The following is a 12,447-nucleotide window of genomic DNA, read 5'->3' on the forward strand; positions in this document are numbered from 1 at the left end:
TAATTGCGGATAGACAAAACGGCGATACGATATGTTCCGCGATTTTTTGAGTGAGTATGTCACGTATTTGTACGATTGTGCCGTGTTTGTCTGACATAAAGACCGGCCGCCCCGGCTGGCTCACAGAGAAACCTTGCATCCACTACAACAAGAAAGAACCGTCATGAAACTTGCGGACCTGAAAATCGGTACCCGGCTGTACATGGGCTTTGGCTTGGTCGCCGCCATCCTCGTCATCCTGGTCAGCATGGCCTATACCAATTTTGCGCGCCTGGGCGCGGCCAACGAGCTCAATGTGCACAGCTATGAAGTGCGCGCACAGCTGCGCGTCATGGCTGTGAGCCTGATCAACATTGAAACCGGCCAGCGCGGCTTTTCGCTCACCGGCGTGGATGCCTCGCTGGAACCCTATCACCTGGGCCTGAGCACCTTCAAGAGCGCGCTGGAAAAAGCCCGCGCCCTCACCACAGACAACGCCTTGCAGCAGCAGCGCCTGCAGGAGCTCTCCGACAGCGCGCAGCGCTGGATAAGTTCGGCGGTAGACCCTGCGATCACCCTGCGCCGCGAGGTGCGTGAAGGGCGCGAGCAGATGGCCGCTGTGGTTGCCTTCGAGCAGGCCGGCAAGGGCAAGAGCCAGATGGATCGCATGCGTGTGCTGCTCAATGATATGGACCATATGGAGTCGGCCCTGCTGGGAGAGCGCGCCGATGAAGCCGCTGCGCTCAGCTCGGTCACCGCGACCACCCTCATCGGCGGTGGCGCCATTGCCCTGGTACTGGCCATGTTGCTGGCCTGGTGGCTGGCCAACAATATCACCCGTCCGCTGGCGCTGGCGGTGCAACTGGCGCGCCGGGTCGCCTCGGGCGACCTGACCGCGCGCATCGAGGTGCGCTCGCGGGATGAGACCGGTGCATTGCTGGGCGCGCTCAAGGACATGAATGAAAGCCTGGTGCGCATCGTCTCCGGCGTGCGTCGCGGCACCGACATGATCGCCACGGCTTCTTCCGAGATCGCTACCGGCAACCTGGACCTGTCCTCGCGTACCGAACAACAGGCCAGCTCGCTGGAAGAGACCGCCTCGTCCATGGAAGAACTGACCAGCACGGTGCGGCAGAACACCGCCAACGCCCGCGAAGCCAACCGCATGGCGCTGGCTGCTTCCGACATTGCCAGCAGCGGCGGCGGGGTGGTCAGCCGGGTGGTCGATACGATGGAAGAGATCAATGATTCCTCGCGCAAGATCGTGGACATCATCAGCGTCATCGATGGCATTGCCTTCCAGACCAACATCCTGGCCTTGAACGCGGCGGTGGAAGCAGCGCGCGCCGGCGAGCAGGGGCGCGGCTTTGCGGTCGTGGCCAGCGAGGTGCGCAGCCTGGCCCAGCGTTCGGCGGCGGCGGCCAAGGAGATCAAGGCCCTCATCAGCGATTCGGTGGCCAAGGTCGAGTCTGGCAGCGTGCTGGTCAATGAGGCCGGCGACACCATGCGCGAGATCGTCGAGAGCGTGCAGCGCGTGACCAACATGATCAATGAGATCACCGCTGCGGGGGAAGAGCAGCGTTCGGGCATCGAGCAGGTCAGCCAGGCGGTGGGCCAGATGGATCAGGTGACCCAGCAGAATGCGGCCCTGGTGGAGCAGGCGGCTGCGGCTTCCCAATCGCTGCAGGAGCAGGCGCAGGAACTGGCGCAGGCGGTCAGCGTGTTCCGTCTGGACGCTGGCCAGGCGCTGGAGGCCGCACCCGAGGTCGCGCCGGACAGTGTCGCAGCGCCCAGATCCGTTGCGACGCCTGCGACGCGCTCGTCCAGGCTGCCCTCGCCGGCCAGTCCGATGAAACCGGCGCCCGCTTCGGGCAGCCGTCTGAGTTCGGCCGATGCCGATGAATGGGTCACCTTCTAAGGCTTACATGCATACTGATCTCCTGAAACAGTCACCCTTGCTGATACCCCCGCTGCCGCTCGATGCTGCCGAGCAGCAGCGCCTGGCCGTGCTCGATGCCTACTGCCTGCTCGACACCCAGCCCGATCCCCTGTGCGACATGATCACCGAACTGGCGACGCGATTGTTCGATGTCGAGATCGCGCTGGTCTCGCTGGTGGCCGAGCATCGCCAGTGGTTCAAGTCGCGCCAGGGTCTGGACGCACCGGGTACGCCACGCTCGCAATCCTTCTGCGCGCATGCCATCGTGCAGGCGCGCACGATGGTCATTGCCGATGCCCGCCAGGATGAGCGCTTCGCCGACAATCCACTGGTGCTGGGCGAGCCTGGCATCCGCTTCTATGCGGGAGCCGCGCTGCGCACGGCCGATGGCGTGGCCCTGGGAACCTTGTGCCTGATCGGCAAATCACCGCGCAGCCAATTCAGCGAGGTCGATCAGGACAGGCTGGAACGTCTGGCCGCCATCGTGATGGCGCGCCTGGACATGCTGCGCATGGGCAGCTATGTGGACAGTCTCACCTCCTTGCCCAATCGCAGCCGGCTGGTGGCGGACGTCCAGCTCATGCAGGCGCACACCGCCGGGCTGGCCGGGCTCGATGAGCTGCCGCAGCGTCTGGCGGCGGTGGCGGTGGATGTCTGTGACCATACCTACCTGACCGACATGGTCAAGGCGCTGGGCTGGGATTACGTAGAGGGTTTCCTGATCCAGGCCAAGGAGCGCCTGTGCCAGGCGCTGGGCGACATGGCGCTCTATCGCATCGGCGCCACCACCTTCGCCTACCTGGACCGATGCGATCGCTGGCAGGCCCAGGCCGACCGTATTCGTCAGGCCTTCGCGGCCACGGTCGAGCACCAGGGCATTCCGCATCATCTGGAAGTCTCGGTGGGCATCGTGCCGCTGAGCCAGTGTCCGGATGCGGCGGAGCTGGTGCCGTCGCTGCTGACGGCGGCTGACGTGGCGCGCGCGGACGGCCATCTGCAATGCCAGTATGAGCAGCCGCTGGGGCAGATGCAAAAGCACAGTTTCGAATTGCTCTCCTCGATTCCGGCAGCCTTGCTGAGCACGGACCAGCTGTGGCTGGAGTTCCAGCCCAAGGTGTCCTTGTCCACGGGTCGCTGCGCGGGGGTGGAGGCGCTGTTGCGCTGGCGTCACCCGGTCCATGGGGTGATCTCGCCGGCCTTGTTCATCCCGCTGGCCGAAAAGACTGCGCTGATCCGCCAGGTGACGCTCTGGGTGCTGCAACGGGGCATCGAGCAGGCCACCGCCTGGGCGCGGCGCGGCGTGGCCATCCCGGTGGCCATCAACGTCTCGGCGCGCGACTTCGACAATGACGACCTGCTGCAGCTGTTGGGACGCTTGCTGGAGCAGCACCGTATTCCGGCCGGGCTGATCGAGATCGAATTCACCGAGAGTGCGATGAGCCGCAATCCGGAAAAGCTCTATGGCCGCATCCAGGAAATCAAGCGGCTGGGGGTGAAGGTGGCTATCGATGACTTCGGTGCGGGCTTCAGCAACCTCAGTTATCTCAAGCATATTCCGGCCGATTACCTGAAGCTGGACCAGTCCTTCATCCTGCGCATGGAAAGCGACTACTCCGACCAGCAGATCGTGCCATCGATGATCCATCTAGGCCAGCGGCTGGGTTTCGCGGTCGTGGCCGAAGGGGTGGAAAACGAAAAGACCCGGCGCATCCTCCAGCATCTGGGCTGTGACTTCGGACAGGGCTTTGGCATTGCCCGGCCCATGAACGCTGCCGATTGCTGGGACTGGATCGGGGCGCGCCAGTAGCGGCGGCTTTGGGGCAGCGCTGTATCAGTGCGCGCAGGAGGCGCCGATAGGGCTTGTGGTGAGACTTCGTGAGGAGTATATTTCCGCACAGAAATATAAAACGGAGACGATCATGAATGCCAAACCGGCACTTCTGCTGCTCCTGCTCCCCCTCATGTCTCTCCTGCTGCTGACCGGCTGTAGCCGCTCGCCCAAGGAGCAACTGGCCTACCAGCATGCCGAGGAGCAGTACCAGATCAACCAGCGCAATGCCCAGGCCTACCAGCAGCGAGGCGAAGTGGACGGGCGCATCGACCTGGCCAGCGGGCGACTGCGGGACTGAACGCCGCCGACGCTGCCTCAGAGGGCGGCAGATTCCGTGCGCTCGCTGAGCGCCTGCTCGCACATGGCGCGCAATCTCGCCAAGTGGCCCTGCGTGATCTGCTCAAGCGCCTGCGCCTGGAACTGGCTGCACTGCGGATGATCATGACCCAGCGTCTCGCACCAGTCGATCAGGTCGGACACTGCCCCTTCCGCAATCATCTCCAGGGCCGCCTGCAACAGCGCCTCTGGCGGCATGGCCAAGACCTCACCGGCGGTGCTGCCGGTGCTAGCGGTGCGTCCCAGCAATGGCAACTGCAGCAGTTGCGCGATCATCTCTTGCAACTCGCTGAAGTTGACCGGCTTGAGCAGACTACCGTCGAAGCGCAGGTCCTCCTCAAGCTCGACCTCGCAGGCATGCAGGGTGGCCGACAGCAGCAGCACCGGCGTCCCCGGCAGCAGGCGACGCGCCGCTTGCAGCACCGCCCCTCCGTGTACGCCCGGCAGCAGATAGTCGGTCAGCACCAGCGCAGGGGCCTCCTGGTCCATGGGCAGCGCGCACAGGTGGGCGATGGCGGTTTCGCCATCGCCGAACACGCTCACCGCGAAGCCCAGGCTGCTCAACTGATCTGACAGCAGCCGGGCGATTTCCGGACTGTCTTCCACCACCACCACCTGGCGGCCAGCGCCATCGATGAGCACGCGCGCACTGCTTTGCTCCTGCACGTGATGGCTGGCGATATCCTGTTCCGATCCCAGCTCGGCCGGCAACTGCAGCTGCATGCGGGTGCCGACGCCTGGCTGGCTCTCCAGCGCAATACTGCCGTCCATGCGCTGCACCCATAGCCTGACGATGGCCAGGCCCATGCCGATGCCGGGTTGCCGGCGGTCGGCGTCGGCGCGTTCGAAGGGTTCGAAGATGCGGGCCTGGAATTGCAGCGCAATGCCGCATCCGGTATCGCTGACCTCGATCTGCAGCGCGCCCTTGCCGGCGTGCGCGCTGTCGGCCTGCCACTGCACGCGCAGGCCGATGTGGCCCTCGCGGGTGTACTTGGCGGCGTTGTCCAGCAGATTGCCGAGGATGCGGTGCAGGCGGCGCGCATCCAGCGCCAGCACGGGCGGCAGGTCCGGGCTGATGTCCAGGGTGAAGTGATTGTGCTGGCGCTGGGCCAGCACCTGGCCCTCCTGGGCGATCTCCTGGAGCAGGGCATGCAGGTAGAGCGGCACCGGCTGCGGTGTGTCCAGCGGATCGCCGCGCGCATAGTCGATCAGGTCGTTGACCATGGCCAGCATGTGGCGGGCGCTGCGCATGATGATACGGCCGTGTCCCGCATGCTGGCCGCCGCTGGCCTGGATCATGTCGGCAAAGCCGAGGATGGACGTGAGCGGGGTGCGCAGGTCGTGGCTGATGCGGGTCAGGAAACCGCTCTTGGCCAGGTTCGCCTCGTCGGCCGCCTGCAGGGCCTGGCGCAGTTCCTGGGTGCGCACCGCCACCGCTCTTTCCAGCTTGAGCTGTTCGCGCGCGCGCAGGGAAAGCACAGACGATTGCATCTGCTCGTGCTTGCGATGCAGGTCTACTGCGCGGCCGGTCACGATCACGCTGGTCATGCACAGCAGCCCGATCTGGAACAGCGCGGCAAAACGCCAGTCCGGCAGCAGGTCGCCGTCGAACACGCCGTTGAGTTCCAGCATCTTCATCGACATCGCCAGCCAGGCCAGTGCAAAGGACAGCACCAGCATGCGCGCATTGTCCAGCCGGCGCCGCCAGGCATGCAGCATCGAGGCCAGCCACGCCAGGTAGGACAGCCCGGCGCTGGCGTTGGCGACCGGGGCGGCGTCGCGATAGTCGCCCAGCGCCGTCCACGAGGTCACCACGCCCAACACCAGGATCATGTACCGGTACAGCGTCTGCCAGCGCCACAGCGTCTGCAGTTCCACCATGCTCTGGCTCATGCACAGGTAGATCAGCGTGGCCAGGCAACCCAGGGTGGCGGGAGCGTGGACGATCCAGGCGCTGCCCGCCTCCAGCAGGTAGCGATACAGATAGCCCTGGAAGGCGCAGATATAGGCCTGCGCCGTCGCCAGCCAGGCCGCCATGAATATGAGGCTGCGATCGCGCCAGACCAGTCCCTGCACCAGCGCATAGGCCGCCAGCAGCAATGACAGGCCCAGGAGGAAACCCTGGATCGCCAGTTCGCGGCCCTCCTCCTGGCGCATCGCGGCGGGCTCCCACAGCGCCACGCTGATGTCGATGATGGAGTCGCTGGCCACGCGCAGCATGAACTGGCGCTCCTCACCCGGTGCCAGTGTCACCGCAAAGAAAGGACGCAAGGAACGCACGCTGCGCTGCCCGAGGGGAAAGCGAGTGCCGGCCTGCTGCATCTGCGCAGGCGCGCTGGCATCCTCGCCATGGTCCGTGGCCAGCAGATGCAGTTGCACGTCTTCCAGGCGCGCAGAACCCAGCCCCAGCCAGCGGGTGACGGGAATCTCCGCCGAATTGCGCAGCGCACCGTACAGCCAGTACGCCCCTTCGTCGTAGCCAAGCTTGAGCACGCTCGCGCCAACGGGACGCCAGTCCGCCTGCGCGCGCGCGTCCGGCACGTCCAGGCCGGCGCCAGGGTCATGCAGCAGCCACAGTGCAGGCGTGATGGTGGCGGCCTCGCCCACTTGCGCGAAGTCGATGCTGAGCGCGCCTGCGCGCGGCGCACACAGAAGCCCGAGCGCCAATGTCAGCAGCAGAGCGCGCATCATCTGCAGCGCTGGCCCATGCGGCCGGCGCAGTTCCTGCGAGGCTTGCATGGCGGGATGTCAGCGGCGGAACTGGCTGGGTGGCATGCCGAAGCGCTCGCGGAACGCCGTGGAGAAATTGGCCGTATTGCTATACCCCAGCGCCAGTGCGATGGTGCCAATCTCCAGCGTGGTTTCCGAGAGCAGCCGGCGCGCTTCCCTCATGCGCTCTTCGCGCAGGAAGTCGAACACGGTCACGCCCGCGCAGTTCTTGAAGGCGCTGCTGAGCCGACGTGCATTGGTGCCCACCGCCGAGGCCAGGCCATTGAGGCTCAGGGTCTGGTCCAGCTTCTCCAGCATCAGCTTGCGGGCAGCCTGGAACAGCACCATGTCGAAGGTATTGGTCCCGTGCGGAACTTCCACACTCTCCGTGCTGGCCGACGGCGCATTGCTGCGCACCGCCGAGCGCAGATGGATGCACAACCTCAGTCGCACTTCCTCGAAGTCGAAGGGTTTGGTGATGTAGTCCACGGCGCCGGTGGAGAGTCCGGTGACCTTCTCTTCCGTGGTCGTGGCTGCAGAGAGGAAGATCACCGGAATATTGCGCGTGCTCGTATTGGCCTTGAGCAGGCGACAACTGGTCAGGCCGTCGTAGCCGGGCATGCGGATATCCATCAGGATCAGGTCCGGCCGCACGGTCTGGGCCTTGCGATAGCCATCCTGTCCATCGGTGCCGATGTAGAGGCGCACGCCATGGCGCAGCAGGAATCCTGTGAGCAGGGTGCGGTCGTCTTCGGCATCATCGACAACCAGGATGCGCTGGCCGGAGAGGGGGCCGAGGGGGAGGGGGGGGAGCGGCTTGTAGATCATTTTCTCCTCGTAAAGTAGAGGAGAAACTTACCGCGAAAGCCCAGTCTGCCGACGAAAAAATGGTCCGGGAGTAAATATTTTCCCGGCCTTCAAAACAATCGGACGGTTATGCAAAAGCCCGATGAGAAAGACGGCGAATTTTTTCGAAAAACGTATCGTTGCAGATATCCCGAAAAGGCCGCCGTCCGGGCCTGTCTGGCCTGTCACCAGGCCGGATAGTTTTGCTACATGAGTTAGGGCCTTGATCTTGATTGTGGTTAAGCTTTGTTCAAAGACAATAGATTTTTCCCGATGTAAAAACAATCTGTTCGAACGGAACAAGACAAAGTGTAAAAAATTAGATTTTTTGTATAAATTTCTTATCCGGCGTCATCGTAAATGCGCTTCATTCAAGGAGCGCAGAGGTGTTGACGTTTTCGTGACATCGTATTTTTGTTAGTCATTGTTTTGCTTACTCTCATAGAGGGGGAATTGAATGGTTGCAGTATTTCTGGTTGAAAGCGATGCGAGGCGGCAGTGTAATGCGTCGTTGCGTAAATATCTGCGTGCGCGCGGACATACGTTGATTTCGCCGATGGCGGAGGATGGGGGGATGATGATGCCCGTGTGTGCGGGCGATATCGCCATTGTCGATATGGGGCGAGCGAGTGGTCCAGCTTGCGAGGTGGTGCGCAGGTTGCGCTCGCTCAATGCGCGCATCGGCATCCTGCTCATTGCGGCGCCCGATGAATGCGCGGCCAGCCGTATCCACGGTCTGGAAAGCGGTGCTGATTTCTGCGAGCCGATGCCCGTGCGGCTGGACATGCTGGCTACCTATATCGACGTGATGCTGCGTCGGCTGGTGCCAGGCGTCTGGCAGCTCGACTTGAAGGCGCGCACCTTGCGCACGCCGCGCAATGATGCATTGAAGGTGAACGACAAGGAGATTGCCTTGCTCAGGCTCCTGGCGGCCAGTTCGCATCACTCGGCCAGCCGCAGCGATATCGCTGGCGTCTTCGGCGTGCCCTACGTCGATTTCGATGAGCGCATACTGGAAAAGATAATCAGCCGGCTGCGTCGCAAGTGCCGCGAGAGCGGGCTGAGCAATTTGCCGCTGCAGACCCTGCACGGACAGGGCTATTACTTCAGCGAGCCTATCCGGGCGTTGAAGGGGGGCGCCTATTGAAACCGGCGTGACCCCTGAACAAGAATCGCCGCTCCTGGGCTAAGCCAGGGCGGCGATTTTCTTGTATTTCTCTATTCAAGGTCAGCGCAGCCACAGCTCACTGTGGCCCGACCGACCGGGCTTACCTGCCCCAGCTCAGCACCAGCGGATCGAGGCGGCGCGCCACGCGCAGCAGGCCTTCGCGCACCTTGGGATGCAGCGGCGGCTGCGGATGGCGCAGCATGTCGGACTTGATCACGCCGCCTTCGAGCATGAGCGCCTTGCAGGCGGACAGGCCGCACTGGCGGTTTTCGTAGTTGATCAGCGGCAGCCACTGCATGTAGAGCTCGGCGGCCTTCTCGGTGTCGCCCGCGAAGTAGGCGTCGACGATCTTGCGGATGCCGTCCGGATAGCCGCCGCCGGTCATGGCGCCGGTGGCGCCGGCGTCCAGGTCGGGGATCAGGGTGATGGCTTCTTCGCCATCCCACGGACCGACCACGGCGTCGCCGCCCAGTTCGATCAGATCACGCAGCTTGGAGGCCGCGCCGGCGGTTTCGATCTTGAAGTAGGAGACCTGTTCGATTTCCTTGGCCATGCGGGCCAGGAAGGGGGCTGACAGGGGCGTGCCGGCCACCGGCGCATCCTGGATCATGATGGGGATATCGATGGCGTCGGAGACGTGTTTGTAGAATTCGTAGATCTGTTTTTCCGGCACGCGGAAGGTGGCGCCGTGGTAGGGCGGCATCACCATCACCATGGCTGCGCCCGCATCCTGGGCAGCGCGGCTGCGCTCGGCGCAGATCTGGCTGCCGTAGTGGGTGGTGGTGACGATGACCGGCACGCGTCCGGCCACATGCTCCAGCACCGTGTTCTGTACCTGCACACGTTCTTCGTCCGAGAGCACGAACTGCTCGGAGAAATTGGCCAGGATGCACAGGCCGTTGGAGCCGGCGTCGATCATGAAATCGATGGCGCGCTTCTGGCCTTCCAGGTCCAGCTTGCCGTTGGCGTCGAAGATGGTCGGGGCGACCGGGAATACGCCGCGGTAGAGAGGGGTGCTCATGGAGTCTCCTTGTTGGGATTGTCAGGGTTGTTAGGGGTGTTGGATGACGGTGAATATACGTCTGCCCCGATGGGCTGTATAGTGAAGACTTTCCATCATGTGATCGCTTTTTGGAATCACCCATGCCATCTCTGCAATCCGCCCCTCGCCCGCAAAGTCTGAACATCCTGCTGTCGCGCCTGCGCATGAAGCAGCTGCAATTGCTCATCGCCCTGGATGAGCACAAATCCCTGCACAAGGCCTCCAGCGCCCTGGCCATGACGCAGTCGGCGGCCAGCAAGTCGCTGGCCGAGCTGGAATCGATGCTGGATGCGCAACTGTTCGAGCGCACCAAGTCCGGCCTGATTCCCAATCCCTTCGGCCATTGCGTGATCCGTTATGCGCGCCTGATGGCCACCGACCTGGGTTCGTTGTGCGAAGAGATGGCCCAGATCCGTTCGGGGCAGGGCGGGCGCCTGGCCATCGGCGCGGTCATGGGCGCGGTGCCGGCGCTGATCGTGCCGGCGGTGGACGCCTTGCAGCGCCGCCATCCGGAGCTGAGCATCGAGATCGTCGAAGACACCAGCCTGCACATGCTGGACCTGCTCGACGAGGGCCATCTCGACCTGCTGGTGGCGCGCGCCAGCGTCTCGGCCCATCCCGGCAAGTACCATTACCAGAGCCTGTCGGAAGAGCCCTTGTCGGTGGTGGTGTCGGCCGAGCATCCGCGGCCGCGTGGCAAGGAGCTGCACCTGGCGGCGCTGGCCGGCTACCGCTGGATCACCTATCCCAGCCACATGCCCCTGCATGCGGTGCTGGAGCGGGAGATGGACCTGGCCGGACTGTCCATGCCGACCAATACCATCGCCACGGCTTCTACCTTCGTGACGGTGGCCTTGTTGCAGCAGGGGGCGGACATGGTGTCCATCCTGCCCACGGCGGTGGCGGAGATGTTCGTGCAGCGCGGCATGCTGCGCATCCTGCCGGTGAAATTGCGCTCGATGTCGCAGACCATCGGCATCGTCACGCGCAAGGGCGGGCAATTGTCGGGTGCGGGACAGGCCTTTGTGCAATTGCTGCGCGAGGGCTTGGCATAGGGCGCAATCGCAGGCCTGGCGTGGGATTGTGGTAGAGTGCGCCTCCAACGAAACCTATTAGAGACAGAGACATCCGCCATGCCCGAACAGATACAGCGACGCAAGTTATACCAGGAAGTACTGGAACGCCTGATGAACCGTATCCACCAGGGTGAATTCCCGGCGGGGTCGCAACTGCCTTCCGAGCGTGACCTGATGGAGCAATACGGCGTGGGACGCCCGGCCGTGCGCGAAGCCTTGCAGGCCATGGAGCGCTCCGGCTTCGTGGAGATCGCCCACGGCGAGCGTGCGCGGGTGGTCGATCCCACTGCCGAGCGCCTGATCGCCCAGATCGCCGCCGGTGCGCAGCATCTGCTGCGCACCAAGCCGGACATGTTGCAGCATCTCAAGGAGGCCCGCGTCTTCCTGGAAACCAGCACCGCCCGCATGGCCGCCGCGCGCGCCACGCCAGAGCAGATCGAGCGGCTGCGCCAAGCCGTGACGGCGCATCGGGCCTCGATGGTCGATCTGGGCGAATTCATCGAACGCGACATGGCCTTCCACCGCGAGATTGCCGACATCAGCGGCAATCCCATCTTCCCGTCCATCGTCGAATCCCTGTTCCGCTGGGCCAGCGAGTTCTATACGCCCATGGTGCGTGCGCCGGGTGCGGAAGAGCTGACCCTGGCCGAACATACGCGCATCGTGGACGCCATTGCCGCCGGTGACGGCGACGCCGCCGCCGAGGCGATGCGCATACATCTGGTGCGGGCCAATGCGCTGTATCGCAGGCTGGGGCAGCAATGACGGGCCGTTGATCCTCACCTCATTGGCCACCCGCTGGCGCGTATCAACCCGACGCTAGCGCAGTGATGCGATAGACGCAACGCCGCCCGTCTGCCAGCAGGTGTTCCTCCCGGGTGATCTCGGCATGCTCGCCCAGCACCTCTCCAAACAATTGCAGCTCCGACCGGCAAAAACCCTGGCAGCTCTGTGCCGCGGCGCAGATGGGACAGTGGTCTTCGATGAGCAGCCATTGCTTGCCCTGTTTTTCCACCCGCGCCATGTAGCCTTCGGCGCTACGCAATTCGGCCAGCTTTTCCAGCTTGCGCGGTAGCGAGTTCAGCCTGCCGCAATGCTGCTGATACTCGGCGCGCATCTGCACTTCGCGCTGGTCGATCAACTTGTCCAGGCCGGCCTGGCCAAACAGCTGCCGTATCGATCCTATCAATTGCACCGTCAATTGCGCGTGCGTATCCGGAAAGCGGGCGTGGCCTGCCGCCGTGAGCTCCCAATCCTGCCGGGGCCGCCCGGCGCGCGCGGCGGCGGCCTGGCGGCCTGAGATGAGGCCATCGGTCGCCAGTTTCTGGATCTGCTGGCGCGCCGCTTCGGCACTCATCTCCAGCTCTGCTGCAAGTTCGCTGGCCGAGGCCGGGCCGCGCGTCTTCAGGCGCAGCAGGATGCGGTCGGCGGTGCTGGGGCTGGCGTGTGTGGGGTTCTGTATCGCTTGATCGGTTCGCATATTAATCCAAGTGTTTACTTGTTTAATTGTACGTTACGTTT

Annotated in this window: 10 protein-coding genes; 6 read left to right on the forward strand and 4 right to left on the reverse strand. The window is 63.8% G+C overall.

The window, feature by feature from the left end:
* Positions 1-163: 163 nt before the first annotated feature.
* The 3 genes from BGK68_RS13170 to BGK68_RS13180 all read left to right on the forward strand — a co-directional run bounded on the left by BGK68_RS13170 (position 164) and on the right by BGK68_RS13180 (position 4,047).
* On the forward strand, positions 164-1,897 hold the full coding sequence (locus BGK68_RS13170) for a methyl-accepting chemotaxis protein (protein ID WP_075257475.1): 1,734 nt from the start codon (positions 164-166) through the stop codon (positions 1,895-1,897).
* 37 nt (positions 1,898-1,934) lie between these two features.
* Entirely contained in the window at positions 1,935-3,725 is a 1,791-nt protein-coding gene (locus BGK68_RS13175; protein WP_233149310.1) for a putative bifunctional diguanylate cyclase/phosphodiesterase, read from the forward strand.
* 112 nt (positions 3,726-3,837) lie between these two features.
* Positions 3,838-4,047: a hypothetical protein gene (locus BGK68_RS13180; RefSeq protein ID WP_069373389.1), complete on the forward strand. Its 210-nt coding sequence runs from the start codon at positions 3,838-3,840 to the stop codon at positions 4,045-4,047.
* Positions 4,048-4,064: 17 nt separating this feature from the next.
* On the opposite strand, the gene BGK68_RS13185 is transcribed toward BGK68_RS13180, so the two are convergent.
* Complete coding sequence (locus BGK68_RS13185; protein ID WP_075257477.1) at positions 4,065-6,824, reverse strand: hybrid sensor histidine kinase/response regulator; 2,760 nt, start codon at positions 6,822-6,824, stop codon at positions 4,065-4,067.
* Between the two features lie 9 nt (positions 6,825-6,833).
* Positions 6,834-7,622, reverse strand: a complete 789-nt coding sequence (locus BGK68_RS13190) for a response regulator transcription factor (protein WP_075257478.1) — start codon at positions 7,620-7,622, stop codon at positions 6,834-6,836.
* 475 nt (positions 7,623-8,097) lie between these two features.
* Here BGK68_RS13190 and BGK68_RS13195 point away from each other — a divergent pair, with 475 nt between their 5' ends.
* Positions 8,098-8,787, forward strand: coding sequence for a winged helix-turn-helix domain-containing protein (locus BGK68_RS13195; RefSeq protein ID WP_075257479.1), 690 nt, complete (start codon positions 8,098-8,100; stop codon positions 8,785-8,787).
* 121 nt (positions 8,788-8,908) lie between these two features.
* Here the strand turns inward: BGK68_RS13195 and BGK68_RS13200 are convergent, their stop codons facing one another.
* Positions 8,909-9,829 (reverse strand): dihydrodipicolinate synthase family protein, encoded by a 921-nt coding sequence (locus BGK68_RS13200; RefSeq protein WP_075257480.1) that lies wholly within the window; start codon positions 9,827-9,829, stop codon positions 8,909-8,911.
* A 122-nt stretch (positions 9,830-9,951) separates the two neighbouring features.
* On the opposite strand from BGK68_RS13200, the gene BGK68_RS13205 reads away from it, so the two are divergent.
* Positions 9,952-10,905 carry a LysR family transcriptional regulator gene (locus tag BGK68_RS13205; protein WP_407645681.1) on the forward strand — a complete coding sequence of 318 codons (954 nt, stop codon included), beginning with the start codon at positions 9,952-9,954 and terminating at the stop codon, positions 10,903-10,905.
* A gap of 78 nt (positions 10,906-10,983) precedes the next feature.
* On the forward strand, positions 10,984-11,691 hold the full coding sequence (gene nanR / locus BGK68_RS13210; RefSeq protein WP_075257481.1) for a transcriptional regulator NanR: 708 nt from the start codon (positions 10,984-10,986) through the stop codon (positions 11,689-11,691).
* A 43-nt stretch (positions 11,692-11,734) separates the two neighbouring features.
* Here nanR and BGK68_RS13215 read toward each other — a convergent pair whose 3' ends face one another.
* Positions 11,735-12,406, reverse strand: coding sequence for a helix-turn-helix transcriptional regulator (locus tag BGK68_RS13215; RefSeq protein ID WP_075257482.1), 672 nt, complete (start codon positions 12,404-12,406; stop codon positions 11,735-11,737).
* Positions 12,407-12,447 lie beyond the last annotated feature (41 nt).

Origin of the sequence: Herbaspirillum camelliae, assembly GCF_001929405.1 — a bacterium.
GTDB classification, from domain to species: domain Bacteria; phylum Pseudomonadota; class Gammaproteobacteria; order Burkholderiales; family Burkholderiaceae_D; genus Herbaspirillum; species Herbaspirillum seropedicae.

What these genes read in the sequence shown, in the direction of transcription:
- BGK68_RS13170 (WP_075257475.1), top strand. Translation starts at nt 164, where the DNA reads ATGAAACTTGCGGACCTGAAAATCGGTACCCGGCTGTACATGGGCTTT.
- BGK68_RS13180 (WP_069373389.1), top strand. Translation starts at nt 3,838, where the DNA reads ATGAATGCCAAACCGGCACTTCTGCTGCTCCTGCTCCCCCTCATGTCT.
- BGK68_RS13185 (WP_075257477.1), bottom strand. Translation starts at nt 6,824, where the DNA reads ATGCAAGCCTCGCAGGAACTGCGCCGGCCGCATGGGCCAGCGCTGCAG.
- BGK68_RS13190 (WP_075257478.1), bottom strand. Translation starts at nt 7,622, where the DNA reads ATGATCTACAAGCCGCTCCCCCCCCTCCCCCTCGGCCCCCTCTCCGGC.
- BGK68_RS13195 (WP_075257479.1), top strand. Translation starts at nt 8,098, where the DNA reads ATGGTTGCAGTATTTCTGGTTGAAAGCGATGCGAGGCGGCAGTGTAAT.
- BGK68_RS13200 (WP_075257480.1), bottom strand. Translation starts at nt 9,829, where the DNA reads ATGAGCACCCCTCTCTACCGCGGCGTATTCCCGGTCGCCCCGACCATC.
- BGK68_RS13205 (WP_407645681.1), top strand. Translation starts at nt 9,952, where the DNA reads ATGCCATCTCTGCAATCCGCCCCTCGCCCGCAAAGTCTGAACATCCTG.
- nanR (WP_075257481.1), top strand. Translation starts at nt 10,984, where the DNA reads ATGCCCGAACAGATACAGCGACGCAAGTTATACCAGGAAGTACTGGAA.
- BGK68_RS13215 (WP_075257482.1), bottom strand. Translation starts at nt 12,406, where the DNA reads ATGCGAACCGATCAAGCGATACAGAACCCCACACACGCCAGCCCCAGC.